General features: G+C 52.2%; 28 protein-coding genes. 5 read left to right on the forward strand and 23 right to left on the reverse strand.

Annotated features, from left to right (window positions below; all coding sequences use genetic code 11):
- Window positions 1–159 precede the first annotated feature (159 nt).
- The gene (locus tag AC5M9B_RS06835; RefSeq protein WP_019270061.1) at window positions 160–378 is read left to right on the forward strand and encodes a tautomerase family protein; all 219 of its coding nucleotides are present in this window, start codon (window positions 160–162) and stop codon (window positions 376–378) included.
- Between the two features lie 194 nt (window positions 379–572).
- On the opposite strand, the gene AC5M9B_RS06840 is transcribed toward AC5M9B_RS06835, so the two are convergent.
- Entirely contained in the window at window positions 573–1,031 is a 459-nt protein-coding gene (locus tag AC5M9B_RS06840) for a c-type cytochrome (RefSeq protein ID WP_101809709.1), read from the reverse strand.
- Between the two features lie 126 nt (window positions 1,032–1,157).
- Here AC5M9B_RS06840 and AC5M9B_RS06845 point away from each other — a divergent pair, with 126 nt between their 5' ends.
- Window positions 1,158–1,985, forward strand: a complete 828-nt coding sequence (locus AC5M9B_RS06845) for an SDR family oxidoreductase (protein ID WP_455007382.1) — start codon at window positions 1,158–1,160, stop codon at window positions 1,983–1,985.
- A gap of 62 nt (window positions 1,986–2,047) precedes the next feature.
- Here AC5M9B_RS06845 and AC5M9B_RS06850 read toward each other — a convergent pair whose 3' ends face one another.
- From AC5M9B_RS06850 to leuC, 19 genes are all read right to left on the reverse strand, one after another.
- Window positions 2,048–2,716, reverse strand: a complete 669-nt coding sequence (locus tag AC5M9B_RS06850; RefSeq protein WP_455007381.1) for a DUF3108 domain-containing protein — start codon at window positions 2,714–2,716, stop codon at window positions 2,048–2,050.
- A 51-nt stretch (window positions 2,717–2,767) separates the two neighbouring features.
- A complete protein-coding gene (locus AC5M9B_RS06855) occupies window positions 2,768–3,805 on the reverse strand; it encodes a hypothetical protein (RefSeq protein WP_455007380.1) in 1,038 nt (345 codons plus the stop codon).
- A 37-nt stretch (window positions 3,806–3,842) separates the two neighbouring features.
- Window positions 3,843–4,469 (reverse strand): phosphoribosylglycinamide formyltransferase, encoded by a 627-nt coding sequence (gene purN / locus AC5M9B_RS06860; RefSeq protein ID WP_455007379.1) that lies wholly within the window; start codon window positions 4,467–4,469, stop codon window positions 3,843–3,845.
- A gap of 225 nt (window positions 4,470–4,694) precedes the next feature.
- Window positions 4,695–5,516, reverse strand: a complete 822-nt coding sequence (locus AC5M9B_RS06865; RefSeq protein ID WP_107825368.1) for an FKBP-type peptidyl-prolyl cis-trans isomerase — start codon at window positions 5,514–5,516, stop codon at window positions 4,695–4,697.
- A 129-nt stretch (window positions 5,517–5,645) separates the two neighbouring features.
- Window positions 5,646–6,086 (reverse strand): DNA polymerase III subunit chi, encoded by a 441-nt coding sequence (locus AC5M9B_RS06870; RefSeq protein WP_019270068.1) that lies wholly within the window; start codon window positions 6,084–6,086, stop codon window positions 5,646–5,648.
- Window positions 6,087–6,210: 124 nt separating this feature from the next.
- Window positions 6,211–7,821, reverse strand: coding sequence for an NAD(P)-binding protein (locus AC5M9B_RS06875; RefSeq protein ID WP_487648418.1), 1,611 nt, complete (start codon window positions 7,819–7,821; stop codon window positions 6,211–6,213).
- A 67-nt stretch (window positions 7,822–7,888) separates the two neighbouring features.
- Window positions 7,889–8,281, reverse strand: a complete 393-nt coding sequence (gene speD, locus AC5M9B_RS06880) for an adenosylmethionine decarboxylase (RefSeq protein ID WP_487648419.1) — start codon at window positions 8,279–8,281, stop codon at window positions 7,889–7,891.
- Window positions 8,278–8,439 carry a hypothetical protein gene (locus AC5M9B_RS06885; RefSeq protein ID WP_167333215.1) on the reverse strand — a complete coding sequence of 54 codons (162 nt, stop codon included), beginning with the start codon at window positions 8,437–8,439 and terminating at the stop codon, window positions 8,278–8,280. The genes speD and AC5M9B_RS06885 overlap by 4 nt, the downstream gene beginning before the upstream one ends.
- 3 nt (window positions 8,440–8,442) lie before the next feature.
- Window positions 8,443–9,963 carry a DUF4178 domain-containing protein gene (locus AC5M9B_RS06890; protein ID WP_487648420.1) on the reverse strand — a complete coding sequence of 507 codons (1,521 nt, stop codon included), beginning with the start codon at window positions 9,961–9,963 and terminating at the stop codon, window positions 8,443–8,445.
- A 160-nt stretch (window positions 9,964–10,123) separates the two neighbouring features.
- Window positions 10,124–11,146 carry an SPFH domain-containing protein gene (locus AC5M9B_RS06895; RefSeq protein ID WP_455007375.1) on the reverse strand — a complete coding sequence of 341 codons (1,023 nt, stop codon included), beginning with the start codon at window positions 11,144–11,146 and terminating at the stop codon, window positions 10,124–10,126.
- A gap of 86 nt (window positions 11,147–11,232) precedes the next feature.
- The gene (locus tag AC5M9B_RS06900) at window positions 11,233–11,631 is read right to left on the reverse strand and encodes a DUF350 domain-containing protein (RefSeq protein WP_186805608.1); all 399 of its coding nucleotides are present in this window, start codon (window positions 11,629–11,631) and stop codon (window positions 11,233–11,235) included.
- 377 nt (window positions 11,632–12,008) lie between these two features.
- On the reverse strand, window positions 12,009–13,079 hold the full coding sequence (leuB, locus tag AC5M9B_RS06905; RefSeq protein ID WP_039855700.1) for a 3-isopropylmalate dehydrogenase: 1,071 nt from the start codon (window positions 13,077–13,079) through the stop codon (window positions 12,009–12,011).
- 66 nt (window positions 13,080–13,145) lie between these two features.
- Complete coding sequence (locus AC5M9B_RS06910) at window positions 13,146–14,009, reverse strand: DUF1444 family protein (protein WP_146736498.1); 864 nt, start codon at window positions 14,007–14,009, stop codon at window positions 13,146–13,148.
- 37 nt (window positions 14,010–14,046) lie between these two features.
- Window positions 14,047–14,508: a NanQ anomerase/TabA/YiaL family protein gene (locus tag AC5M9B_RS06915; protein ID WP_070656611.1), complete on the reverse strand. Its 462-nt coding sequence runs from the start codon at window positions 14,506–14,508 to the stop codon at window positions 14,047–14,049.
- Between the two features lie 95 nt (window positions 14,509–14,603).
- Window positions 14,604–15,245 carry a 3-isopropylmalate dehydratase small subunit gene (gene leuD, locus AC5M9B_RS06920; protein ID WP_049230214.1) on the reverse strand — a complete coding sequence of 214 codons (642 nt, stop codon included), beginning with the start codon at window positions 15,243–15,245 and terminating at the stop codon, window positions 14,604–14,606.
- Between the two features lie 76 nt (window positions 15,246–15,321).
- The gene (locus AC5M9B_RS06925) at window positions 15,322–15,459 is read right to left on the reverse strand and encodes a lipoprotein (protein WP_009311431.1); all 138 of its coding nucleotides are present in this window, start codon (window positions 15,457–15,459) and stop codon (window positions 15,322–15,324) included.
- A gap of 32 nt (window positions 15,460–15,491) precedes the next feature.
- Window positions 15,492–15,629 (reverse strand): entericidin A/B family lipoprotein, encoded by a 138-nt coding sequence (locus AC5M9B_RS06930; RefSeq protein WP_003742168.1) that lies wholly within the window; start codon window positions 15,627–15,629, stop codon window positions 15,492–15,494.
- A 216-nt stretch (window positions 15,630–15,845) separates the two neighbouring features.
- The gene (locus AC5M9B_RS06935) at window positions 15,846–16,067 is read right to left on the reverse strand and encodes a lipoprotein (RefSeq protein WP_029609583.1); all 222 of its coding nucleotides are present in this window, start codon (window positions 16,065–16,067) and stop codon (window positions 15,846–15,848) included.
- Window positions 16,068–16,163: 96 nt separating this feature from the next.
- Window positions 16,164–17,573, reverse strand: a complete 1,410-nt coding sequence (leuC, locus tag AC5M9B_RS06940) for a 3-isopropylmalate dehydratase large subunit (protein WP_487648421.1) — start codon at window positions 17,571–17,573, stop codon at window positions 16,164–16,166.
- 267 nt (window positions 17,574–17,840) lie between these two features.
- On the opposite strand from leuC, the gene gshA reads away from it, so the two are divergent.
- From gshA to AC5M9B_RS06955, 3 genes are all read left to right on the forward strand, one after another.
- Window positions 17,841–19,193: a glutamate--cysteine ligase gene (gshA, locus tag AC5M9B_RS06945; RefSeq protein ID WP_487648422.1), complete on the forward strand. Its 1,353-nt coding sequence runs from the start codon at window positions 17,841–17,843 to the stop codon at window positions 19,191–19,193.
- A 137-nt stretch (window positions 19,194–19,330) separates the two neighbouring features.
- Window positions 19,331–21,556 carry a DNA internalization-related competence protein ComEC/Rec2 gene (locus AC5M9B_RS06950; RefSeq protein WP_487648423.1) on the forward strand — a complete coding sequence of 742 codons (2,226 nt, stop codon included), beginning with the start codon at window positions 19,331–19,333 and terminating at the stop codon, window positions 21,554–21,556.
- 13 nt (window positions 21,557–21,569) lie between these two features.
- Complete coding sequence (locus AC5M9B_RS06955) at window positions 21,570–21,791, forward strand: hypothetical protein (RefSeq protein ID WP_487648424.1); 222 nt, start codon at window positions 21,570–21,572, stop codon at window positions 21,789–21,791.
- 124 nt (window positions 21,792–21,915) lie between these two features.
- Here the strand turns inward: AC5M9B_RS06955 and clpP are convergent, their stop codons facing one another.
- From clpP to AC5M9B_RS06970, 3 genes are all read right to left on the reverse strand, one after another.
- Window positions 21,916–22,536, reverse strand: a complete 621-nt coding sequence (gene clpP, locus AC5M9B_RS06960) for an ATP-dependent Clp endopeptidase proteolytic subunit ClpP (RefSeq protein ID WP_487648425.1) — start codon at window positions 22,534–22,536, stop codon at window positions 21,916–21,918.
- A gap of 87 nt (window positions 22,537–22,623) precedes the next feature.
- Window positions 22,624–23,934, reverse strand: a complete 1,311-nt coding sequence (tig, locus tag AC5M9B_RS06965; protein ID WP_487648426.1) for a trigger factor — start codon at window positions 23,932–23,934, stop codon at window positions 22,624–22,626.
- A 332-nt stretch (window positions 23,935–24,266) separates the two neighbouring features.
- Window positions 24,267–24,953 (reverse strand): peptidoglycan DD-metalloendopeptidase family protein, encoded by a 687-nt coding sequence (locus AC5M9B_RS06970; protein WP_487648427.1) that lies wholly within the window; start codon window positions 24,951–24,953, stop codon window positions 24,267–24,269.
- Between the last annotated feature and the right edge of the window lie 185 nt (window positions 24,954–25,138).

The raw sequence follows: 25,138 nt of genomic DNA on the forward strand, positions 1-25,138 counted from the left end.
TTCAGCACCTTAGAGAATCGTTCTCTTTGAGCTAAGGCGAGGCAACGCCGTACTGGTTTAAAGTTAATCCACTATATTTTTCTTCCTGCGCAGGCGGAAGCAAGAAGGACGGTATGAATCGGTTTATTTGAATTTACTACATTTTCAGAAAGGACAATGATGCCTTACGTCAATATCAAGGTAACGGGCGGCAGCGAGGCTCCGAGTGCCGAACAGAAAGCCAAGCTTATCCATGGCGTTACCGAGTTGCTTGCCCGTGTGTTGAATAAAAACCCGCAGACCACGGTCGTCGTCATTGACGAAGTGGATATGGATAACTGGGGTATCGGGGGCGAGAGCATTACCGTGCGCCGCGCCAAATCGAAAAAATCAGGATAAGCGCGCCTTGTCGGGAATGGATAGCGTCATATCGGCTTGCGTCTGCGTGAAAAGAGAAATGACAGCGGTACAAAAAGCCGGTTTGGGATACTTGTCCGCAATGTTCGGATATGACTTTTTTCCTGTTCATTGAAACTCAAAAGGTCGTCTGAAACTGAATTTCAGACGACCTTTTTGTGTTTCTGCGCAGCGGTTTATTCTTCCGGAGCGCGGAAGGTGTCGTGGCAGGATTTGCAGCTTGCGCCGGTTTCGCTGTAAGCGGCTTTGATTTCTTCCAACTTGCCAGTTTGTGCGGCGGCGTTCAGTTTCTCAACGGCTGCGGCGAATTTGTCTTCTTCGGCTTTGAATTTAGCCGCATCAGACCAAACCGCAGGCAGGGCGCGGCCGTTGCCTTTGTCGTCAGATTGGAAGAAGGTGAAAGGTTTTTTGCTGCTTTCGGCAAAGGTTGCCGCAGCCTGCTTGAATTTCTCTACGTCGTAAGGCTCTTCGCCTTTTACCATTTTGCCCATGCCGGAGAACTCGGGCATCATGGATTTGAACGCAGTGGTACGGTCTTCGGAGATCGGGCCTTTGGGTTGCGCGGGTGCGCCGCCACCGCAGGCGGAAAGGGTCAGGGCAGCGAGCAGCGCCGCTGAGAAGAGTTTGGTATTCATGGCTTTTGTGTCCTGTGATAGTATTTTGTTATTCATATTTTTCAGACGACATCCGAAGAGGTCGTCTGAAAAGTTGCAATCATACCTGAAATGGGTTTACAAAACGAGAAAAGAAAGGAAATAGTTATGGCGATTTTGGTTACCGGCGCGTCGGCAGGTTTCGGCGAGGCGATGTGCCGCACGTTTGCTCAGGCAGGTTATTTCGTTATCGGCGCGGCACGGCGCGGCGAGAAACTGCAGGCATTGGCGGCTGAGTTGGGCGAGCGGTTTTATCCTTTGGAAATGGACGTTTCGCGTACCGAGTCGATACGCAACGCGCTCGACAGCCTGCCTGAAAATTTTGCCGAAATCGATTGCCTGATCAACAACGCCGGATTGGCGTTGGGTTTGGAAACGGCGGACAAGGCGGATTTCAGCGATTGGGAAACCATGATTCAAACGAACATCGTCGGTTTGACTTTCCTGACGCGTCAAATCCTGCCGCAAATGGCGGAGCGCAAACAAGGCTATATCATGAATCTGGGTTCGATTGCCGGCAGCTATGCCTACGAGGGCAGCAACGTGTACGGCGCGACCAAGGCATTTGTGCGCCAGTTCAGTATGAACCTGCGTGCGGAATTGGCGGATAAAAACATCCGTGTCACCAACATCGAGCCGGGTTTGTGCGGCGGTACCGAGTTTTCCAACGTCCGCTTTAAGGGAGATGACGAGCGGGCGGAAAAGGTTTATGAAAACGTCGAATCCATTCAGCCGCAAGACATCGCGGATACGGCTCTATGGCTTTATCAGCGTCCGGCATACATGAACGTCAACTCCATCGAAATCATGCCCGTCGCCCAAACGTTTGCCGGTATGAAAGTGATCCGCAATGCGCCGCCCGTACCTGTACAGGCGGAGAATTTCGAGAAACAAAGCATGTCTTTGTTTGCACGGATTAAGTCGTGGTTTAAGTAGGGTTTTGAAAGAAGAAAGGTCGTCTGAAAATGGTTTTCAGACGACCTTTTTAGTTAGGGATTTCAGGGTTTGACAGGTTTGCCGTTGATGCTGACGGAAGTCAGTTTCAAATCGTAGGTTTTGCCGTCGTCGGTATAGCTGATTTGGGCAGGGATGTTGCCCAAGGCGGTGGCGAAAGAATAGATTACAGTGTCGTCGCCGCGTTGTACGCGGTATTTTTCGACGGGTGTGGCTTTGCCGTTCAGGGTATAGCTGCTGCTGCCGATTTTGCTCATACCGCTGACGGGATAGATTTTTTTGCCGTTGGTGATACTCAGGCGGGCAGGCAGTTTTGCATCGTTGGCGGCAAGCTGCCATGCCAGCGTGAATAAATCGCTGATGTTGCCGCCGACGGTTTCGGTTTGCAGCTCGCCTGTTTTACCGTAGGTAACCTGATTACCTCTAAATTTGGCTTCAGCATAGGTTTTGCCGCCGCGGACGTCTTTGTAGTAACTCGGGCGGATGGTGTTGCCGCTGATGGTGCCGCCGGATTCGAAGCGGATGCTGTACATCGGGACTTTGATTCTGGAAACGATGGTGTATTGGTTGCCGCTGCGTGTGAAGGTCATGGTGGCGGGGATGCCGTAGCTACCGGAATATTTCAGGGTGGCTGATTTGGGCAGCTCTGCGGCATAGACGCTTGTGGCGCTCAGGACGAGACCGGCGGCGATAAGCAAGGCTGGTGTTTTCATGATATTTCCTCCTGTTTTGGGTCGTCTGAAAGGGTTTCAGACGAGCTTGGTTTATTGGAGATTGCCCGAACCGAACATAAATTCTATCTGGCTTTGGTAATGGCTGTTGCCGTTGCGTTTGTCGAAGTCGGCGGCAAGCTCGTGGGCATGTTGCGCCGCATCTTCGTCAAAGGGGTAGAGTGCGATGAGGTAGTCCAAATAGAGCATATTGTCGTTTTGGGCATGTTGAATAATGGCGTCGCCGTGCCGGTTCATCAAATCGAGGGCGCGTTGCGACTGTCCGAGTTTGTAAGCCAGTTGGGAGAAGAGGGGGATAAGGCGTACGAAAATTTCGTCTTCTTCGGCGTTGATTTTGTCTATGGCTTCATCCAAAAGACGCTCTGCTTCCGGATATTTGCCCAGCCGTATCATGCTGTCGATGACGGGATGGTAGGTAATATGCGGCACTTCGGCGCAGGTCACTTCGCCCGTTAAGATGGGTTGGGCGGTGTCGATGGCTTTTTGATACTGTCCGATGAAATGGTAGAAGTTGACTTGTTCGGTCTGTTCGCACGCGGGACAGTCGGAAAATTCGTCCGTCGCGGTTTGCTGCCATTTTTGGAAATTTTCTTTGGCGGCGGTGTGGTCTCCGGTCAGGATGTTTTGCAGCATCAGGGTTTTATAAAATGATGAAAGACTGAACCGCATGTTTTCATAGTGGTAACGCATTGTTTCGTTCGCTTCCTCGATTTCCTTTTTGTCGAGAAAAAGGTCGCGGGCAAGCGTAGGAATGATCCATTTGAATTTCCACTGGCAATCGATTAAATCGTAGAAGCCTTCGGGAAAGCCGTCGTCTTCAGGATGCTGCTCGTAGCTTTCGTCACAGCGGTCCAAGTGATGGTCGATCAGCCAGTTTAGGCAGTGCAGCTTGAAACCGGGAGAAAAGGATTGGTTGCTGAGTACGTCGCCGACAACAAAATTGCATAATGCCAACGTTGTTTCAGGGTTGTTTTTGAGGCTTTGGTTGAATAAATCGATGGCTTTGCTTTGGCGTTGACGGTAGTCGGATTCGGAAATGATATCCAAAAGGGTCAACTGGTTTTGGCTCATGGTTTTTCCTTGTATTGTGTCGCGAATTGGGAGTGGATTACGCGAGCAGGGTTTGCCCTTCGGCGTTGCGTGCTGAATTGAAAACTCGGTTGCCTTCGATTTTCAGACGACCTGCGACGAAATCGGCAACGGCTTGCGGGAATAGGCGGTGTTCGACGGTAAGGACGCGGGCAGCAATGTCGTCGGGTGTGTCGCCGTCAAGTATCGGGACGATGCCTTGCGAGATAATCGGACCGCAGTCCAGCTCGGGGGTCACGAAGTGGATGGTACAGCCGGCAACGCGGCAGCCGGCTTCGAGGGCGCGTTCGTGGGTGTGCAGACCGGTGAAGGCGGGAAGGATGGACGGGTGGATGTTGATCAGGCGGTTTGGGTAATGGGCGCAGAATTCGGGCGTGAGAATGCGCATAAAACCTGCAAGGACGACCAAATCAGGTTGATAGGCATCGATTTTCTCCATCATGGCTTGGTCGAAATCGAGGCGGCTAGGGAAGTCTTTGTGGTTGAGGCTGTCGGTGGAGATGCCGCGCTCGGCTGCCCAAGCCAGTCCGGCGGCAGTTGCGCTGTTGCTGAGGACGGAGGCGATGCGGGCATCGGGAATGGAGGCATTGACGATGGCCTGCATATTGCTGCCGCGGCCGGAGATGAGGATAACGATGTTTTTCATGGTGTCGGGCTTTCGGTTTTTTTTCAGGCAGTCATTGTATAGCAAAATAAAATCGGAATGCTATGTGTGATACGGATGGGAATCGGATTTGCAAAGGTCGTCTGAAACGGATAAACCGTACCATTGCTGCCTGAAAACAGATAACGGCAGTTGGGAGTTGGGGTGGATTTGTAATGAAAAATGCCCGAAACAGATTAGGTTCGGGCATTGGGTTAAAGCGCGGGCTTATTGGACTTTTTTGATGTCAACTTGACCGGGGGCAGGCTGGAAGTCTTCGGGTTTGCCGATTTTAACCAGCTTCACGTCGAATACCAAAGTGGAATTCGGACCGATTTTACCACCGGGAACTGCCTGATCGCGGTAGGCAAGTTTGGACGGGATATAGAATGTGGCTTCGCCGCCTTCTTTCAAGAGTTGAATGCCTTCGGTCCAGCCAGGGATGACTTGGCTGACGGGGAAGGTAGCAGGGCTGCCGCTGGCTTTACTGCTATCGAAGACGGTACCGTCAATCAGGCGGCCTTCGTATTCGACAACGACGATGTCGTCTTTGGTAGGCTGTTTGCCTTCACCTTCTTTGGTGATTTTGTATTGCAGGCCGGAGGCGGTGGTTTTCACGCCTTCTTTAGTTGCATTTTCTTTAAGGAACGCTTCGCCTTTTTCCAAGTTGGCTTTGGCGTCAGCTTGAAGTTTTTCTGCGGCTTTGGTTTGTTGTTCGGTCAGGAATTTCATCATGACTTCTTGCGCTTGGGCTTCGGTCATTTTGTTTTCTTTGCCTTCATAAGAAGCCTGCATGGCTTCGATGAAGACTTTCATATCGATTTCCGCACCTTGATCTTTCATTTGTTTCAAAGATCTGCCGATGTCCATACCCATTGCGTAGCTGGCTTGTTGGGTCGGTGTGCCGATAGAAGATGCGTCTGTTGCAGCAGAAGCTGCGGATGCGGGAGCAGAGGCAGCCGCAGGTGTATTGGCGTCTTTTTTATCGCAGGCGGTCAGTGCCAATGCGGCGGCGATTGCCAATGCGCTAAATTTGAAAGTTTTGTTCATGGTGTTTTCGTCTTTTAAAAGGGTCAGTAAAAGAAAGTCGGGATTATAGCCCAGTTTGATTCAAAAGGAATCAAAGCTGTTTAAATTTTTGGCTTGGAGTGTAAAGCTGTTTTCAGACGACCTTCGGTTTCAGGCTTTTCCAGTCATATTGTGGTGTTCGATGGTAAAGCCGCTTTTTCTGTATGCGCTGAAGCGTTCGCGTGCGTCGGCGAGTTCTTCTAAACTGCTGCCTACGATTTCGAGTACGCGGGCGGGGATGACAGGGGCTTCGTTCCAAAAGTCGGGCGAGAGGTTGAGGACGGTGGCGTTTTCAAGTACGGTGGGCAGTGTGTTGCCGAATGCGAGCCATACGGGTGTTTCAGACGACATGGGTTGGTCAGGCTGCCAGATTTCGTGCGGAATGAAACTTTCGGGGATTTGCTGCCAAAGGTCGCGGTCGAGGCGGCGGATGGTCTCGGCAGAATCTGACCACACCAATATCTGTCCGCCGTCGCGTATGGCGCGCGCAATCAGGCGGCAGGCGAAGGCGGCGGGGTCGGCGGCGTGGGTGTAGAAAGTGGCTTTAGGCATGGCGAGGGAGTGGGGTGGGGAAATGGGGATTATAGTGAAAACGGGTTGAAAGGGCTATCGGGCTTCCTGCATTGGATTTCAAACCTTTTGTCTTTGTTTTTTCAGACGACCTTTTTTGCGGCTCTCAGCCCCGTTCCAACACCTTCCGTGCTGCTTCCACGCCCCAATACAAGGCTTCTTCAAATACCGAATAGCCGCTTAAATCGCTGTGGGCAAACAGCAATCCTGACGCTCGGTTTCTGATTTTTAACAAAGATTCATCGTTCAGATAACCGACTTTCGGCACACTCATGCCGTGTCCGCGTACCGTAACATCGACGTGTGAAACGTGTTGCCAGAAGCCCTCTCCGTAGGCGGTAATCAAGTCTTTAGCGGCCAAGTCGCGCAGTTCTTCGTCGGTGGCTTCGAGCAGTTGGCGGCGGACGGCTTGCGGGGTGTCGTGGTTGAGTGCGGCGTAGGCGGTGAAGATGGTGCGCTCGGGGCGGGCGACGCGGATGAGCTGGTTGGTGGCGACGACGTAGCCGAGCCCTTGGCTGCCGTAGATGACGTTATCCCACGCCGTTTCGCTGTTGTTTTTTTCTTTCGGGAAGCTGTGCAGCTCGAAATTGGCGACCAACCACGGGGCGTATTCGGGAATGTTCAAACCGTATTGCGCGGGATTTTCGACGATGCGGGCGGCGACCATCAACGGCATGGCGGAGATAACGTGTTGCGCGGTCAGGGCGACGGTTTCGCCGCTTGAATTGTCGCGCAGCCAAACTTCGATACGGTCGTCTGAAAGGGGTTTGATTTTGACGGCGGATGCGTTGACGGAAGCGGGTTTGTCGAAGCGGATGCGGTTTTCAGACGACCGTTGCCAACCTTCCTGCAAACCGGCATGGCGACGCAGGTTTTCAGAAAGGTGCGCCAGACCTTCGGGCCAGGTGAGGACGGTTTCCGCGCTGTTGCGTGCGGCGAAGTAATGCAGTCCGGCAAAGGCGGATACTTGCGCTATGCCCTGCCCGTAATCGTCGCGGCAGCAGTAATCGAGATACCACAAGAGTTCGGGCGAGGTGTAGCCCTCTTGCGCAAGCCATTGTTTGAACGTCAGGCTATCAAGTTTGCGCCACGTTTCGTCTGCCGATGACAAGGCAATTGGAATGGCGAAAATCTTTTTGCCGTCGCTGCCGTAAGCCTGTTTCAGACGACCGATCAAATCGAAAAAACGTTTGGAATCCGCATCTGTTTTCGGCAACAGGTGTTCCTGCCATTTATCCTGATACAAAAGGCGCGATTCGGGCGCATAAACCAAATCGGTTTCCCTGAAACTGCCGTCCGATTGCAAGATACCAAAATCCGCCAGCATCTCGCGCACATACGCGCTCTCTTTCGACGGCAACGCAAGATAATGCGCGCCGCTCGGCGCTTGCAGGTCGTCTGAAGCGGCGTAGGCGGCATTGTTGCCGTTGCGCTCGAACCCTTCCGCCAACAAAACATCACGATGACCGTGTTTCGCCAAATACCACAACGCCCCCAAACCCGCCGCGCCGCCGCCGAGTATCAACGTATTGCATTCGTAACGGCGGGTCGGCGGGCTGAGCAATTTCCCGTCGCGCAACAAATGCCCCAACGGCAGCCCGACGCGGTTGACGGAAACCGGCGGTTTACGGTTGAGGCGGTTGTAAGTCAGCCAAGAGAAAGAGGACGCAGCGGCAAGCGCGGCGGTATAACTGAGAAATTGACGGCGTGTCGGCATGGAGTTGAATGTCGGTTTAGGGTTCTGAGAGGTCGTCTGAAAACATCAAGACGGTTTCAGACGACCTTTACAGGTTTTGTTGTTCTACTGGCAGCTGAGTATCGTCCAATATTCCTTCGCCACGTTGCGCAACCGTCCAAACAGCCCATTCTGCCGTCAATTCCCTGCACAATATTTCCTTCACTTTTTCCAATTTCATGCCGCCGCAGATAAATGCGTCTATGGCGGCGAAGCGGTGTTCCGGCCAAGTGTGGATGCTGATGTGGGATTCGGCGAGCAGTAGGATGCCGGTAATACCACCTGCGCCGCCGAAGGTGTGGAAACGTTCGGCGAGGATAGTCGCTTCTGCGGCTTGGGCGGCGGCTTTGAGGACGGTTTTCAGACGACCCTCGTCTTTCAAGACGGCTTCATCACAGTCATATAAATCCAAAAGACCGTGGTTGCCGGGGATATGGGTCATTTATGACCTCCGGAATAACCGCTACCGCCGTAATAACCGCCGCCGTAATAGCCGCCGGAGTGCATACGTGAGCCGTCGGAGTCGGAAGAACCGTAGCTGATAATCATGGAAATGACGATGATGATGGTACTGAAAATGATGTAAGTAGTTCTCGACATGGTTTAATCCTCGTCCTCGTCTTTTTTGCCCATAGTCCACATTAACCAGGCTCCTATGAAGATGACGGAGGGGGTGGCAGGATTGTCGCTGATTATCAGAGCAGGGAGGTTGACGACAACCAAAATGGCGGTCATTACGATTCTCAGTGATTTATCAATACCGTCTGCCGCCATTTTTGCGGTGTAATGCGGTGTGCGGCTGCTCAGGCTAAATGCTTCGGCAACTTCGCTGTAATCAATCGGCACGCTTTTGCTCCATGCCATTTCGTGCGTGTTCAATTCGGCAGAAAGTTTGCGGTTTTGTCCGTCGCGGTAGTCGCTGTAATAGTTCAAATCGCCGCTTCGGATGCGCCAGTAGAACGCGCCGGCAGCGACTTCGACCCTGCCGCCGTAGTCGTAAAGTTTGCCGCAGCCTTGCGGTTGGCGGTTGCGGTCGAGGCGCGGCCATGTATTTTGGGTTTGGGAAAGGCTCCAGCCGTCATCGGATTCGACCAGCCACAGGAACCCCTGTGTCGGGTTGTAAAGCAGATATTCCGACCATTGGCCTTCGGGCGTGAGCGTGCGATTGGCGCCGCTGAACAGGTTGTCGAATGTTTCCTGTGCGTCGGTTTCGGCATATCTGACCGCCCCCATAACGTAAAATTCGCGGTTTTTCAGACGACCTTTCGAACCGACGGGCAGGGTAAACAGGCTTTGCTGCGCGGTGCGCATGGCGTTGGCAGTAATGAGTTCGGCTTTGTCTTTGCCGATTGCCAATTCGCTGCCGCAGCTTGGGCAGTTGAGATGGGAGGTGAGGCCGTTGACCCAGTGGACGGACGAGCCGCAGTTGGGACAGTTTTCTGAAGCGATGCTGCCTTTCAGACGACCTGCACTTTCTTTGATTTCGTCTTCGCTGCGGGTATTTTCCAGCTTCAAATCATCCAAGTTCACCATGCGGCCGAAGAAGGTTTCGGGGGTGTCGTCGCTGTAATCGAGCGTGATGAAAAGGTCTTCGCAACGCCAGTCTGCGACTTTGTTCTGACGGTCTTCGTTCAAAACAAACGGCAGCTCGCCTTGCGCGGCAGCGCGTTTCAGGCTGATGTGGCGCACGTCTGAGGCGACATAGCGTTTGTTTTGGAAAGTCAGTTCGCTAAATCCCGCCCGAATGTCCTCAAAGCGCGGCGGGTTGTCGGTTTCGACGGGCATGGTCATCACATACAAATCGCCTGCTTCCGAAAGCCAGCCCGTCCTGCCGTCGTCAAACAGCGCGTACCATTCGTTCCATGCACCGTCGTCGTATTGCACCTGAAGCCGCCCGACCAGGGTGAAGCGTTGCGTAACGAATGTGCCGGCCGTACCGATTTGCAGCGGGCTGAAATCTTCCAGCAATGCGGAATCGCGGCCGGAATCGACGATACCGTCATCCTGCCGCACCAGCATGCTGTTGCAGTAGCCGCACACCAGCGTAACGGCTGAGGCGGAATGCGCTTCGACAGGCGCGCCGCAGCTCGGGCAGTCGGTTTTAAAGAAGGGGGTGTTTGACATGTTTGCTTTTCGGAAGTGGGGTGGAAGTTTCAGACGACCTTGCAATAGTATGGGACGGATTGGGTTTTAAAAGTCGAAATATCGGCGGTTGAGTTCATCATAAATAAACTGACCGAACCGGTAAAGGCCGTCTGAAACCGTTTTCAGACGGCCTCTTTGATCAGCCGATCAACTGCTTCAACACTTCCGCTTTGGCTTTATCGTAATCCTCTTGAGCAATCAAACCGCCGTCCAACAGAGATTTGAGTTTCGCCAATTTTGCCTGCGGGTCTTCGGAGGCCGTCTGAACGGTTTGGGCGGGTTGTGCTGCCGGTTGTGCCGCGGGTTGCATCATACCCGCCATCGCGCCTGCCATTGCCTGACCGACGCCTGCGCCCACGCCCAAGCCTGCGCCGATTCCGGCAAGTCCACCTTCGTTTTGCGCGGCGAGCGGGATGGATTCGGCGGTTTGGTATTGGGTGTAGCGTCCCAAGTCGCCGATGACGCCCATGGAAATTTTCTTATCCAAGGCTTCTTGGATGGCGGCAGGCAGAGTGATGCTTTCGACGGTGAAGTTTTCCAGCGTCAAGCCGAGTTTGGCAAATTCCGCGCCGAGCAGTTCGCCGATTTTTTGCGACAGCAAAACTTGGTTTGCCGCCATGTCCAAAAACGGAATACCGGAGCTGCCGAACGCCGCCGCGAGTTGGGTGACGGCGATATTGCGCAACTGGGCTTCCAACTCCGCGCCGCTGTATTCTGCCGCTACACCGCTGACTTCTTTAAAGAATTTTGCCGGATCGCTGATGCGGTAGGCGTACATACCGAACGAGCGCAACTGTACCGCGCCGAATTCGGCATCGCGCACGGTAACGGGTTGCGACGTCCCCCATTTCCGCGCAAGCTGTTGTTTGGTATTGAAAAAATAAACATCGGATTTAAACGGGGATTCAAAGAGTTTGTCCCAGTTTTTCAGGTTGGTCAGCAGCGGCAGCGTTTGCGTGTTGAGCGTGTAACGCCCCGGTCCGAACACGTCGGCGGTTACGCCCTCATCGACAAACATCGCCATCTGCGCCTCGCGCACGGTCAGGCTCGCGCCGTTTTGGATTTCCTCATCGGCAATCGGGAAACGCCACATCAGCAGGCTGTCGTCGGGATTCGGCCATTGGATGACGTCGATAAACTGTTTCTTGATAAAGTTGAACATTGCGGTTCCTTATTTTGAAGAATGGGATAACACGGAGCGGGGCGGAAATGCGGGCAGCCGTATATTTTGCAAACTGTTTATATAAATCAGGTCAAACAAGCGGCATTCAAGATACCGATGGACACGGATACCGCGCCATAGAGTGCGCCGACGGCGGCGTTGTTGCCGATAAGTTCTTCCGTTGCGCCTTTAATCATCATCGTGGCGGCAAAATACACCAAAATCTGAATCACTGCCGCGGCAAAGCCCCACAAGATAAAATCGACGAAACTGACGCTGTGGGCAATGCTGGACGCGAGTGTCAGACAAAATCCGACCAGCGCGCCGCCGAATGACAAGGCGCAGGCAAGGTTGCCGTTTTTAATCAGCCGCAACTCTTCCGCAGGCGTAATACGCAGATACACCGCGCCGAAAACGACAGTCATCACTACACCCGCAAGCATATATTGCAGGTAAAGCAGGTATTGGGGCAGGGAAATACTCACGATAGGGATTCCTTGTCAGATATTTTTGATGCTTTTGATTATGCCATATTTCAATAGTAAAGGTCGTCTGAAAAGGGTTTCAGACGACCTTTTACTGTTTTTTGCTTTGTTTTGGGCTGTCAGGCTGGCGGAGGCAGAAGAGGGAATGAGACTATAGTGGATTAACTTTAAACCAGTACGGCGTTGCCTCACCTTGCCGTACTATCTGTACTGTCTGCGGTTTCGTCGCTTTGTCCTGATTTAAAGTTAATCCACTATATAACCTGTCCCGCACCATTCTCGATAAGGCCTCAAAAAGCTATAAAAATCGTTTGAAAAAATGCGCGGAGTTTTCCGCGCATTTTGCTTAAAACGTACTCTCGTTTTCAGATGACCTTTCACAAGGCGGCGAGTACGGCATCGCCCATTTCGGAGCAGGAAACGAGTTTTGTACCTTCTTCGTAAATATCGCCGGTGCGCAAGCCTTGTTGTAGCACTTTTTGGACGGCGCTTTCAACTTGTTGCGCGCGCGCTTCGTCGTTCAGGCTGTAACGCAGCAGCATGGCGAGGGAGAGGATGGTGGCCAGCGGGTTGGCTTTGTTTTGTCCGGCAATGTCGGGAGCGGAGCCGTGCGACGGTTCGTACAGGCCTTTGCCGTTTTCGTCCAGCGAGGCGGAGGGCAGCATGCCGATGGAGCCCGTCAGCATGGAGGCTTCGTCGGAGAGGATGTCGCCGAAGATGTTGCCGGTGGCGATGACGTCGAATTGTTTGGGTGCGCGCACGAGCTGCATGGCGGCGTTGTCCACATACATGTGTGAGAGTTCGACGTCGGGGTATTCTTTGCCGATTTCTTCAAAGATTTCGCGCCACAGTTCGGTGGTTTCCAAGACGTTGGCTTTGCCGACGGAGCAGACTTTTTTGCTGCGTTTTTGGGCGGATTGGAAGGCGACGTGGGCGATGCGGCGGATTTCGCTTTCGCTGTATTTCATGGTGTTGTAGCCTTCGCGTTCGCCGTTTTCCAAAACGCGGATGCCACGCGGTTCGCCGAAGTAAATGTCGCCGGTGAGTTCGCGCACGATGAGGATGTCGAGGCCTGCGACGATTTCAGGTTTGAGCGTGGAGGCGTTGGCAAGCTCGGGGTAGAGGATGGCGGGACGCAGGTTGGCAAACAGGTTCAGGTCTTTGCGGATTGCCAATAGGCCGCGCTCGGGACGCAGCGGGCGGTCGAGGTTATCGTATTGCGGGCTGCCGACCGCGCCGAGCAGGACAGCATCGGCTTTGCGGCAGAGGTTTTGCGTGAATTCGGGATAGGGATGGCCGTATTCGTCGTAGGCTTCGCCGCCTAGTGGGGCGTATTCGTAGCTGGCGTCCAGACCTTGGGCGATGAGTTTGTCGAGTACGCGGACGGTTTCGGCGACGATTTCGGGGCCTATGCCGTCGCCTCGGAGGATGGCGATATGTTTGGTCATTTTGGGTTTCCTTACGGGAAAGTTTTAGGTAAAGGGTAGGGTACCTGTTTGTCAGACGGCCTTAAATCAATTTGCTCTGAAAACGCTGATTGTACCATTATGGTACTGGTAAAGCTGGGTAGAAATCGCGTAGGCAGATTCTTCAAATGCCTGCAGGGTAATATTCGCCATCGCCTGCAAAGCTTCTTCATCGGACGGGCTGCAAACGAGCAAGGCGTTGCGTGCCGGGACTGCAAAAACAGGATTGGCGGGCAGCATAGGATCGTCTTTAAGTACTTCGTCTAAAAGCAAAATCAGGGAGGCATCATAGTCGTTGTCCAAATGAATTTGAGCCAATGACCAACCTTCAGCATGATGAATTTGGACACGTCCATTTATCCGTTGGCGCAGATTATCCATGGCGGTACGATACAAGGCGTCTTCATCTTCAATACCGGCCTCTTTCATATGTTCATGGTTGAGCGTATGCATGGATTCATCCGTATCCACCATATAAAGCAACATGATATCGCCCGCAATCGGTTTGAATACCAGGTAATCGATAGGTTCGGTTTCGTCCTTATTTGCGATCAGTCTGGTGTTTTCCAGATAAATCGTATTTTTAATCGTCGGAAGAATTTGTTGTGCTGAAACGCTGGCTTTAGTGTCTTGAATCTTACGGATAACCGCTAAATTGGCAGCAACAATGGCATTCAAGGCATCAGGATTTTGCAGATAACTTGTGTAATGGCTGCTCAAATATGTGCTGAACGACGCTTCATTATCTTCGGGAAAATGGACAATGATAGGCGAAGAAGCAATATCTTCACCCCAGTCGATTTTAACTTCAAAATGTAATTCGTCTTGGATACGACGGGCAAAGTATTCGACAAATTCCTGCCAGTTCATTAATTTGGGTTTGGAACGGAACAACCTGCTGAAAAAAGACATATTGTGTCCTGAATAAGGGTGTGAGGTCGTCTGAATATTACAGACGTTCAGTTTCAACACGGATTTTAAAAACGGCTTTGCGTATGTTTGGCCTGTCGCCGACCAGCGGAGCATGTGCGTCGTTGGGAAAGAAGAGGGCAAACTCGCCCGGTTGGAGCGTGAGCCAGGTTTCCGATTCGCAGTCGAAAAATTCGATGTCGCGCTTTTCGTCGTAGCCCAAACCGTTTTTCAGACGACCTCTGTCTATCCAGCCGTAGGTTTCCTCTCCGCTGATGGGAGCTTGGATGTCGATGTGTTTCAAATGCGCTTCCGGCTTGGCATCGGCTTTGCTCCTCATCGGTTCGCTGCCGATAAAGAGGCGGATGTTTGGATTTTCACACGGCACTTGTCCGTCGGGCAGGGCGGCGAAATCCAGCGTTTGCAACAGGCGGACGGCGTCGGCGAAGTCAGGGTGCAAAGCGGCGTAACGGGCGGCGTTGGTGATGGTGTCGGTAATCATGTTTTGAGGGAGGAGACGAAAAAAGGTCGTCTGAAAACTGTTTTTGCGTTTTAGCGAAATTCGCTACACTCGTTTTCAGACGACCTTTTTATGTATCAACCGTTAAACAGCCAAGGCTGGCTTTGGCGGCGTTTTTCTTCGAAATCGCGGATTTCGTCGGCGTGTTGCAGGGTTAAGCCGATTTCGTCCAAGCCGTTTAAGAGGCAGTGTTTGCGGTGTTCGGTAATGTCGAATTTAAATGTTTCGCCGTTAGGCGTGGTCAGGGTTTGCTCGGCAAGGTCGATGGAGAGCTGATAGCCTTCGTTGGCTCCGACTTCTTTGAAAAGCTGATCAACTTGTTCTTCAGTCAACACGATAGGCAGGAGGCCGTTTTTGTAGCAGTTGTTGAAGAAGATGTCGGCGAAGCTGGGGGCGATGACGGCGCGGAAACCGTAGTCGTCCAATGCCCAAGGGGCGTGTTCGCGCGAGGAGCCGCAGCCGAAGTTTTTGCGCGTCAACAGGATTTGCGCGCCTTGGTAACGCGGCTGGTTCAGCGAGAAATCGGGGTTCAGCGGGCGTTTGCTGTTGTCCATGCCCGGTTCGCCGTGGTCGAGGTAACGCCATTCATCAAAGGCATTGGGACCGAAGCCGCTTCGTTTGATGGATTTTAAAAATTGTTTGGGGATGATGGCGTCGGTATCGACGTTGCTGCGGTCGAGCGGGGCGACGATGGCGGTGATTTTGGTAAAGGCTTTCATGTTCTGTACTTTTTCGTTTGTCGAGGATTATAAAATGCCCCGATTTCCGGGGCATTTACGTTTAAATTTTGTTTAGTCAGTAGGTTTTGACATTTTCAGCGGTATTGCTGACAGCAGTACCGGCGGCGCTGACGTCTTTAGCTACGCCTGAAATAGTGTTGCAGGCAGAGAGCAAGGTCATCGCGGTCAGTGCGATTAGGGCAAATTTCTTCATGTATGGATTCCTGCGTGAAATTGGATTTTGGATTAGTAATTTTTTACAGACTCAGCGGAACCGCTGACTGCGTTACCGGCGGCGCTGACATCTTTGCCCATGCCGGAAATGGTATTGCAGGCAGACAGCAAGGTCATAGCGGTCAAAGCAATGAGGGCGAATTTTTTCATTTGAAGCTCCTAATAGTTTGAAAAGTACAGTCTGTGTTACTGTATTACTAATAATATTCGGCATCTTCACAAAAGGCAATAGTTGGTATAAATGAAAAAATGCGGAGTTACATGAATATAAACGGTGGTTTGAGTAAAGGTTTTTATAACTCTTATTGTTTGCGTAGTAGGCTGCCTGAAAATATATTTTAGGCAGCCTTGTGTAAAGATAGCAGTTTATTCAGTAGCTTCTTCAATTTTTTCGCCGACATGGGTCATGCCGCGGCCAACAGCGTTACCGCCTTTTTTCACGGCAGCTTTGGTTTTGTCCCAGCCGCGCTCGGCAGCGTTTTCTGTTTTATCCCAGTTGCGGCTGGCGTCATCTTTCGCTCCGGACCAAGTGCTGGAGCAGGCAGCCAGGGTAAGGGCAGCAAGGGTGGTTATCAACAGTTTGTTCATCATTGGATTCCTTGATTTAAGAGTTGGAGAATCTCCTTTGCGCGGAGATAGTGGTTACAGCCGGCCTTTGGTGGTTATGCAAGGTCGTCTGAAAGATTATGCCATGGTACGGATGTCGGTAAAGCGTCCGTTGACCGCCGCGGCAGCAGCCATAGCAGGGCTGACCAAGTGCGTGCGCCCGCCGTTGCCTTGCCGGCCTTCGAAGTTGCGGTTGGAAGTGGAGGCGCAGCGTTGGCCCGGAGTGAGGCGGTCGGCGTTCATGGCGAGGCACATTGAGCAGCCCGGTTCGCGCCATTCGAAACCGGCATCGATGAAGATTTTGTCCAAACCTTCTTGTTCTGCCTGCCGTTTGACCAAGCCGGAGCCGGGAACGATTAACACGCGCTGTACATTGTCGGCTTTTTTACGGCCTTTGGCGACGGCGGCAGCTTCGCGCAAATCTTCGATGCGGCTGTTGGTGCAGGAGCCGATGAATACGATGTCGACGAGGATTTCGTTCAGCGGCGTACCGGCTTGCAAACCCATGTATTCGAGGGCGCGTTCCATGCCGCTGCGTTTGACGGGATCGGTTTCTTCGGCAGGGTTCGGCACTTTGCCGCTGATGTCCAAAACCATTTCGGGCGATGTGCCCCATGTTACTTGTGGTTCGATGTCTTCGGCTTTGAAACGGTATTCTTTGTCGAATACCGCGCCCTCGTCGGAAACCAGCGTGCGCCAGTATTCGACGGCTTTGTCCCACGCTTCGCCTTTGGGTGCGAAGGGTTTGTCTTTGACATAGTCGATGGTGGTTTGATCGACGGCAACCATGCCGGAGCGCGCACCTGCTTCAATCGCCATGTTGCACAGGGTCATGCGACCTTCCATCGAAAAGCTGCGGATGGCTTCGCCGCCGAACTCAATGGCATAGCCCGTACCGCCTGCTGTGCCGATTTGTCCGATGATGTAGAGGGCGACGTCTTTGGCGGTAACGCCCGGTTTCAGACGACCTTCAACGGCAATCAGCATGGATTTGGATTTTTTCGCGGTAATGCACTGGGTCGCCATAGTGTGTTCGACTTCGGAAGTGCCGATACCGTGTGCCAGCGCACCGAACGCGCCGTGGGTAGAAGTGTGCGAGTCGCCGCAGACGACGGTCATGCCGGGCAGGGTTGCGCCTTGTTCCGGCCCCATGACATGAACGATGCCCTGACCTTTATCCATAAATGGGAAGTAGGCGAGTGCGCCGAACTCTTTGATATTTTTGTCTAAAGTATCGACTTGCAGCTTGGAAATTGGGTCTTGGATGCCTTTGTCCCAATCGCCGGTCGGGGTGTTGTGGTCGGCGGTGGAGACGACGCTGTCGATACGCCACAGCTTGCGTCCCGCCATTTTCAGACCTTCAAATGCCTGAGGGCTGGTGACTTCGTGTACTAAATGGCGGTCGATATAGAGCAGGACAGTGCCGTCTTCTTCTTCGCGGACGACGTGGCTGTTCCAGAGTTTGTCGTAGAGGGTTTGTGCGCTCATGATGGGTTATCTTTACTTATTAATAATAGGAGTAGATGGTTTGTTTTAATGGGCGGATTTTAGGCTTTTTACAGGGGTAGTGCAATAGAAATTTGTCTAATTTCTACATTTTCATATAAAAATCTAAAAATCAATTTCAAAAATTAGACAAATTGTAGAATTGTTGACAAAAAGAGGTATTTTATTTGAAACAATGCTTGTCGTACCGCCTAAAAAGGCACTATCATTTCCATCCGTATCCAACATCCGACATCAGAGGTATAGAGAATGAAATTACCGGTTATGGCTGCCGAACATCTGTCGCAACTTCAGGCGTTTGAAGCGAAAATCTTGTGCAACCACGCCAAAATTGAAGCATGGTTCCGTTCGCAATGGAACGCACACCGCCCGCCGTTTTACGGTTCGGTCGATATCCGCAATGCCGGTTACAAAATTTCGTCTATTGATATGAACCTGTTTCCCGGCGGTTTCAACAATCTGAATCCGAATTTCATCCCGCTGGCGGCAGTCGCGGCGCAAGATGCGGTACAGCGTGCTTGCGAAACGGCAAAATCCGTGTTGATTATTCCCGAAAACCATACCCGCAACACGTTTTACCTGCAAAACGTTTACGCACTCAGCGAGATTTTGCGCTCGGCAGGGTATGAAGTCCGTTTGGGCAGCCTGAATCCGGAAGTTACCGAGCCGACCGAGTTTGAAACTGCATTGGGCGACAAAATCCTGTTGGAATCTTTATTGCGTACCCGCGAGCGCGTCCATCTTGCAGACGGCTTCTCGCCTTGCGTCGTCTTGTTGAACAACGACTTGTCCGCGGGCGTTCCCGACATTCTCAAAGACATCAGCCAAACCGTATTGCCTCCGTTGCACGGCGGTTGGACGACGCGCCGCAAAACAGAGCATTTCAGCGCATACAACCAAGTCGCCGCCGAATTTGCCAAGCTGATTGACATCGACGAATGGCAGATTAACCCGTATTTTGAAAAAATTGGCGGTTTGGACTTCCAAGAGCGCGAAGGCGAAGACGCGTTGGCGGAAGCGGTAGAACGCGTGCTGGCAAAAATTCAAGCCAAATACGACGAATTGGGCATTACCGACCAGCCTTTCGTGATTGTCAAAGCCGACGCAGGTACTTACGGCATGGGCGTGATGAGTGTCAAATCCGCCGACGAAGTGCGCGGGCTGAACCGCAAAAACCGCAACAAAATGGCGAAGGTGAAAGAAGGCTTGGAAGTCAGCGAAGTGATTGTCCAAGAAGGTATTTATACCTATGAAACCATGAACGGCGCCGTGTGCGAACCCGTCGTTTATATGATGGACCGTTTCGTTATCGGCGGCTTCTTCCGTGTACACGAAGGACGCGGCGCGGACGAAAACCTCAACGCGGGCGGCATGGTGTTCGTTCCGTTGTCGAACAGCATCCCCACCGGCAGCGGCGACAACTCCCAAGAAGCCCCCGAAGCCTGCAAACGCGTATTCGAACAATGGGACTCGCTCGGCATGCCGCGCTCCGAAAAAGATTGCGATGTTGATAATGAACACAACCGCCTCTACGTTTACGGCGTAATGGCGCGCCTGTCGCTGCTTGCCGCCGCGCTTGAATTGGAGCAAACCGCTCCGTAAAGGATTATTTAAAATAGTAAAAGGTCGTCTGAAAGCCATAGTTTAGGTTTTCAGACGACCTTTTTCATGACGTTTGTAGGAAATTCAATTATTATCCCCACCTAATTTCAAAACTAATAATAAAAAGGGAAACCATTTTGCTGAAATATTATGGATTGCCGTTTTGGGTCGTCGGCGTCATCGCTTCGTTCGCTTTGCCGTCCGTACCGCATTGGGGCGTGTGGCTGGCGGCGGCATTGGTTTTGCTGGCGGCTTCGCGGCGGTTTGCGGCGGTGGGAATGATGTTGTGCGTCCTGCTCGGAGCGGCTTACGGCGTCTTTCGGATGGAAGCGGCTTTGTCGGCACAATGGCCGCTGAACGAGGCTTCGGAGTCGGTGTTGACGGTTGAAGTCGCGGATATGCCGCGCGGCGACGGGCGGCGGGTGCAGTTTGCGGCGAAGGCGTGGACGGAGGATGGGCGGCAGTTTGATTTATTGCTGTCGGATTATCAGAAACGCGATTGGGCGGTGGGCAGCCGCTGGAAGGTGTCGGCACGGCTCAAGCCGGTTATCGGCGAAGTGAACCTGCGCGGGCTGAACCGCGAGGCTTGGGCGTTGGCAAACGGTTTGGATGGCGCGGGTACGCTGGGCAAAGGCAGGAGCTTGGTTCGCGAGGGCGGCGGTGTCGGCTTGGCGGTGTGGCGCGATGCGGTCAGCCGCCGTTGGCAGGCTGTCGGGGCGGACAGTCCGGATTTTTCGGACGGTATCGGTCTGATGCGGGCTTTGAGCATAGGCGAACAATCGGCGTTGAGGCCCGAACTGTGGCAGGCGTTCCGACCTTTGGGTTTGACGCACTTGGTCAGTATTTCGGGGCTGCACGTTACGATGGTGGCGGTGTTGGCGGGTTGGCTGGTCAAACTGATTTTCAGACGACTGCCTTGGATACCGGCAAAACCACGCGTGTGGATTTTGGCGGGCGGCGCGGCAGGGGCTTTGTTTTATGCGCTGCTGGCGGGCTTTTCCGTGCCGACGCAGCGCAGCGTTTTGATGTTGGCGGCGTTTGCCTGGGCTTGGTGGCGCGGCAGCCTGTCTTCGGGCTGGACGGCGTGGTGGCAGGCTTTGGCGGTGGTGTTGCTGCTCGATCCGTTGGCGGTTTTGGGCGTCGGCACTTGGCTGTCGTTCGGCTTGGTTGCCGCCTTGATTTGGGCTTCGGCAGGTCGTCTGAAAGAACGCGGCTGGCGTTTGGCTGTACGCGGACAATGGGCGGCAACGGTGTTGTCAGTGGTACTGCTGGGCTATATTTTTGCGTCGTTGCCCATCATTAGCCCTTTGGTCAATGCGGCGATGATTCCTTGGTTTTCTTGGGTGCTGACGCCTGTGGCGCTGCTGGGGTCGGTGTTGCCGTTCGTGCCTTTGCAATGGGCAGCGGCAGGTTTGGCGGAATACACTTTGCGCGGCTTGGTTTGGCTGGCGGAGGTGTCGCCTGAATTTGCCGTAGCCGCCGCGCCTGTGCCGCTGTTGGTTTTGGCTTTTGCAGCGGCTTTGCTGTGGCTGTTGCCGCGCGGTCTGGGTTTGCGACCGTGGGCGTGTTTGGTGTTGGCAGGATTTGTGTTTTACCGCCCCGACCGTTTGGACGACGGCTTGGCGCGGATTACCGTGATGGACGCTGGACAGGGTTTGTCGGTATTGATACAGACGCGCGACCGCAACCTGCTGTTTGACACAGGGACGGCGCAGGCGGCACAAACGGGTATCGTGCCGAGCCTGAACGCCATGGGTGTGCGCCGTTTGGACACGCTGATTTTGTCGCATCACGACAGCGACCACGACGGCGGTTTGGATGCCGTTTCCGATATTGAAATCGGCGAAACGCTGGCGGGGCAGCCTGAGTTTTATCCGAACGCAAAACTTTGCACCGAAGCGCAATGGCAATGGGACGGCGTGGATTTCGAGTTATTGAGGTCGTCTGAAAACCCAGGTAGCGAAGACAATGACAAAAGCTGCGTCTTCCGCATCGTTTCCGACGGACAGGCTTTGCTGGTTACGGGTGATTTGGGCGTGAAGGGCGAAGCGGAACTGGTAGAACGCTACGGCAGCTCGCTGTACAGCCAAGTTTTGATATTGGGACACCACGGCAGCAATACGGCTTCATCCGGCGGCTTCCTAAACACCGTCGCGCCCAAATATGCCGTCGCTTCCAGTGGCTACGCCAACGCCTACAAACACCCCACCCCCGCCGTCCAAACCCGCGTCCGCGCACACGGCGCAACTTTGTTGCGGACGGATTTGTCGGGCGCGCTGGTGTTTGAATTGGGCGGCGATGAAATCTTTAAAGGTCGTCTGAAAAGAGATAAGTTTTATTGGCAGAAAAAGCCGTTTGAATAAATGTATTTGCTGTATGGAGGAATTGGCTTTTCAGACGATTTTCTTCAGCTTTATCGGCAAGGCAGGGGATAACGTTTCTGTTGGTTTTTTTATAGTCGAAATATTGGTGGTCATCAGCCCAGATATGGGTTTGTTCGGAGGGATTTGGGGGAGGGAAGGCTGTATCCGACAGGTGGGGGGGAGCCGTATTTATTTTCTGTTGGCCAGTTTACAGTTGTTCAAAGAAAATGAATGAAACGGCGTAGTAAAAAAGTATGAATCTGAAAATAGTGTGTTGATAAAGGGGTTTCATAATAAAGCAAAGGTCGCCTGAAATCTTCAAATAGTTTTCAGACGACCCTTAATTTGTGCAAAAACATTTAAGCCTGCAAAGAAGAGCGATTTTCCAAAACTTGGTCAATCAAGCCGTATTCTTTGGCTTCTTCGGCGGACATGAAGTTGTCGCGGTCGGTATCGCGTTCCAAATCTGCCAAATCGCGGCCGCAGTGTTTCGCCATCAGGCGGTTGAGTTTCTCTTTGATTTTCAACAGCTCGCGGGCATGGATTTCAATGTCGGATGCTTGACCGCCCAAACCGCCGCTGATTAAAGGCTGGTGAATCATGATACGGCTGTTGGGCAGGGCGAAACGTTTGCCTTTTTCGCCTGCCGAGAGCAGGAATGCGCCCATGCTTGCCGCTTGTCCCAAGCACAAGGTGGAGACGTTGGGCTTGATGAAATTCATGGTGTCGTAAATCGACATGCCTGCCGTTACCGAGCCGCCGGGGGAATCGATGTAGAAGAAAATATCTTTGTCCGGATTTTCACTTTCCAAAAACAACAGCTGGGCAACCACCAAATTGGCGGACTCGTCGGTTACCGGGCCAATCAAAAATACGATGCGCTCTTTCAAAAGGCGCGAGTAAATATCAAATGCACGCTCGCCGCGGCCGCTTTGTTCGATAACGGTAGGAACGAGGTAATTATTGAAATCGAAGGACATTTTTGTCTCCTGTCAATGTTGCGAAAGCACCAAAGGGGTGCTTTGGTGCTTTCAAGTTGTCTGTTTCAGACGACCTTTTGAAGATGATTAGGCTTGTGCGCCCATCACTTCGTCAAAAGACAAAGCTTTTTCGGTTACTTTGGCTTTGCCCAAAACGAAATCAACGACGTTGCTTTCTACTGCCAAAGAAGTCGGACCTTGCAGGCGGGAAGGCTCTGCGTAGTACCAGTCGATCACTTCTTGAGGATCTTCGTAGCTTTCTGCGAAGTTGGCAACAACGGCTTTGATTTGCTCTTCAGTCGGTTCCAGTTTGTTTTCTTCAACCAGTTTGGCCAAAATCAGACCCAAAGATACGCGGCGTTCGGCTTGCTCTTTGAACATGTCCAAAGGCAGATCCAAGTTGGCAGCGTCAGCCATGCCTTGGTTGACGAAGTTTTGTTTCATTTCGTTTGCCAAGCGGGCGGCTTCTTCATTTACCAAAGCAACAGGCGCTTTCAGCTCTACGGCTTTGAGCAGCGCGTTCATTACAGATTCTTTGGTTTGTTCGTTCACGCGGCGCTCAACTTCGCGGCCTACGTTTTTCTTCACTTCTTCGCGCATTTTAGCAACGTCTCCGTCGGCGATACCCAATGCTTTGGCGAAGTCGGCATCAACTTCGGGCAGGTTGGGTTCGGATACGTTGTTCAATGTGATGGTGAAGACAGCGGATTTACCGGCAACGTCTTTACCGTGGTAGTCTTCAGGGAAGTTGACGGTAACGTCTTTGCTTTCGCCTGCCTTCATGCCGACTACGCCAGCTTCAAATTCAGGCAACATTTGACCTGCGCCCAATACGAAGGCGTAGTTTTTGGATGCGCCGCCGGCGAAAGGTTCGCCGTCGATTTTGCCTTCGAAGTCGATGATGACGCGGTCGCCGTTTTGGGCTTCGCGTTCAACATGGTTGAAGCGGGTGCGTTGTTTGCGCAGGATTTCTACGGTTTGGTCCACTTCGACATCGCCGACGGAAGCGGTTACTTTTTCGACTTCTTGTGCAGACAAATCGCCGATAACGACTTCAGGGAACACTTCGAAAATCGCAGCGATTTTCAGGGATTCTTTATCGTCTTGTTCTTCAACGCCTTCGAAACGCGGATAGCCGGCAACTTTCAATTCTTGGGCAACGGCAACATCGTAGAAGCGGCGTTGAACCATTTCATTGATGACTTCATTTTGAGCGCTTGCACCGTACATTTGGGCAATCATTTTTAAAGGAGCTTTACCCGGACGGAAACCGTCGATTTTTGCACGGCGTTGGGTTTGTTTCAGTTTTTTATCAGTTTCTGCGTTGATTTCGGACCAAGGCAGAGACAGCACTACTTTGCGTTCCAAGTTTTCTAAAGTTTCAACAGTTACGCTCATCGTAAGACCTTAATTTGTTGTGTTAAATAAAAAATGGGATTCCTTTTGCCAATGATGGCTGCAAAAGCGGCTCCAACCAATCAGGGCTTTTATCGTCCGTTGCTTGCAAAAGGCGGGAAAATTTAGCTGGCTATTATATCACAATGTTTGATTGACTGGATAATATCGTGAAATCATTACGAAACGGTTGCCACATCTGTCCACTCCGGCTTGCAAAAAAGTAGTTGAATAGGAGATAGACGACCGCATTCTGATAAACTTATGCGAAGATACAAAGGTCGTCTGAAAGTCGGGAGAGGGCCATTCAGACGACCTTTTGAAGTTTGAGGATGTTAATTGGGCAAGTATGGCATAGGATTGACGGCTTTGCCGTTCAGACGGACTTCGAAATGCAGCTTTACGCTGTCAGTGTCTGTGCTGCCCATCGTTGCAATCTGCTGACCGGCTGCAATCTGCTGGTCTTTTTGTACCAGTAAGGCATCATTATGTGCATAGGCTGTAATCGCATAATCATTGTGGCTGATTAAAATCAGTTTGCCGTAACCCCGTACTTCTTCTCCGACATACAATACTTTCCCCGCAGCTGCAGATTTTACAGGCTCTCCGGATGTACCTGCTATATCGATGCCTTTGTTGGTTGTTCCGTTGTACTGCTTGATAACGGAGTTGCGTCCGTTTTCGACAGGCCATAGTAAGTTCAGGCGGTTGATCGGTGCGACAGCCTGAGTTGCTTGGTTTGATTGGGAAATAGGGCGCGTATTGCGTCGGATACGTAATACTTGACCTACTTCGATTTTAGAAGTGTCTTGCAAGTTGTTCCAAGATGCCAAGGTATGGATGCTTTGGCCGTGGCGTTTAGCAATCTGGGATAGCGTATCGCCAGGCTTGACTCTGTAATAGCCATCGGGAACCGCACCCGTCGGTGAACCACTTCCGGCGCAGGCAGCCAGAAAAAGTGTCAGACAGAAAGGGCTTAATCGTTTGAAGGTCGTCTGAAAAAAGGGAATGGTATTCATCATATGTCTATTTAATAAAAATCAGCGAATGAATTGTCTTCAGACGCTTTATTTGGGTGAAGGTTCATCGGCTTTTGAGATGTTTTATGAATGCCAAATGGCGGCAGAATTTTATCTTTTTGATTAGAAGCATATTTTACTCAGCGTAAAATAAAGTCAAATTATATCTGCCGTTAGATGGCTAAAAC

The sequence above is a fragment of the Neisseria flava genome (assembly GCF_982712965.1).

Coding starts and splice junctions, on each gene's coding strand:
- AC5M9B_RS06855 (WP_455007380.1), bottom strand. CDS start 3,805: ATGAGCCAAAACCAGTTGACCCTTTTGGATATCATTTCCGAATCCGAC.
- AC5M9B_RS06930 (WP_003742168.1), bottom strand. CDS start 15,629: ATGAAAAAATTCGCCCTCATTGCTTTGACCGCTATGACCTTGCTGTCT.
- leuB (WP_039855700.1), bottom strand. CDS start 13,079: ATGACCAAACATATCGCCATCCTCCGAGGCGACGGCATAGGCCCCGAA.
- AC5M9B_RS06925 (WP_009311431.1), bottom strand. CDS start 15,459: ATGAAGAAATTTGCCCTAATCGCACTGACCGCGATGACCTTGCTCTCT.
- clpP (WP_487648425.1), bottom strand. CDS start 22,536: ATGTCCTTCGATTTCAATAATTACCTCGTTCCTACCGTTATCGAACAA.
- AC5M9B_RS06970 (WP_487648427.1), bottom strand. CDS start 24,953: ATGATGAATACCATTCCCTTTTTTCAGACGACCTTCAAACGATTAAGC.
- AC5M9B_RS06955 (WP_487648424.1), top strand. CDS start 21,570: ATGGAGGAATTGGCTTTTCAGACGATTTTCTTCAGCTTTATCGGCAAG.
- AC5M9B_RS06840 (WP_101809709.1), bottom strand. CDS start 1,031: ATGAATACCAAACTCTTCTCAGCGGCGCTGCTCGCTGCCCTGACCCTT.
- AC5M9B_RS06890 (WP_487648420.1), bottom strand. CDS start 9,963: ATGTCAAACACCCCCTTCTTTAAAACCGACTGCCCGAGCTGCGGCGCG.
- AC5M9B_RS06895 (WP_455007375.1), bottom strand. CDS start 11,146: ATGTTCAACTTTATCAAGAAACAGTTTATCGACGTCATCCAATGGCCG.
- leuC (WP_487648421.1), bottom strand. CDS start 17,573: ATGAGCGCACAAACCCTCTACGACAAACTCTGGAACAGCCACGTCGTC.
- gshA (WP_487648422.1), top strand. CDS start 17,841: ATGAAATTACCGGTTATGGCTGCCGAACATCTGTCGCAACTTCAGGCG.
- AC5M9B_RS06915 (WP_070656611.1), bottom strand. CDS start 14,508: ATGATTACCGACACCATCACCAACGCCGCCCGTTACGCCGCTTTGCAC.
- speD (WP_487648419.1), bottom strand. CDS start 8,281: ATGACCCATATCCCCGGCAACCACGGTCTTTTGGATTTATATGACTGT.
- AC5M9B_RS06875 (WP_487648418.1), bottom strand. CDS start 7,821: ATGCCGACACGCCGTCAATTTCTCAGTTATACCGCCGCGCTTGCCGCT.
- AC5M9B_RS06885 (WP_167333215.1), bottom strand. CDS start 8,439: ATGTCGAGAACTACTTACATCATTTTCAGTACCATCATCATCGTCATT.
- AC5M9B_RS06865 (WP_107825368.1), bottom strand. CDS start 5,516: ATGAACAAAACTTTCAAATTTAGCGCATTGGCAATCGCCGCCGCATTG.
- leuD (WP_049230214.1), bottom strand. CDS start 15,245: ATGAAAGCCTTTACCAAAATCACCGCCATCGTCGCCCCGCTCGACCGC.
- AC5M9B_RS06835 (WP_019270061.1), top strand. CDS start 160: ATGCCTTACGTCAATATCAAGGTAACGGGCGGCAGCGAGGCTCCGAGT.
- AC5M9B_RS06845 (WP_455007382.1), top strand. CDS start 1,158: ATGGCGATTTTGGTTACCGGCGCGTCGGCAGGTTTCGGCGAGGCGATG.
- AC5M9B_RS06850 (WP_455007381.1), bottom strand. CDS start 2,716: ATGAAAACACCAGCCTTGCTTATCGCCGCCGGTCTCGTCCTGAGCGCC.
- tig (WP_487648426.1), bottom strand. CDS start 23,934: ATGAGCGTAACTGTTGAAACTTTAGAAAACTTGGAACGCAAAGTAGTG.
- purN (WP_455007379.1), bottom strand. CDS start 4,469: ATGAAAAACATCGTTATCCTCATCTCCGGCCGCGGCAGCAATATGCAG.
- AC5M9B_RS06870 (WP_019270068.1), bottom strand. CDS start 6,086: ATGCCTAAAGCCACTTTCTACACCCACGCCGCCGACCCCGCCGCCTTC.
- AC5M9B_RS06910 (WP_146736498.1), bottom strand. CDS start 14,009: ATGTCTTTTTTCAGCAGGTTGTTCCGTTCCAAACCCAAATTAATGAAC.
- AC5M9B_RS06935 (WP_029609583.1), bottom strand. CDS start 16,067: ATGAACAAACTGTTGATAACCACCCTTGCTGCCCTTACCCTGGCTGCC.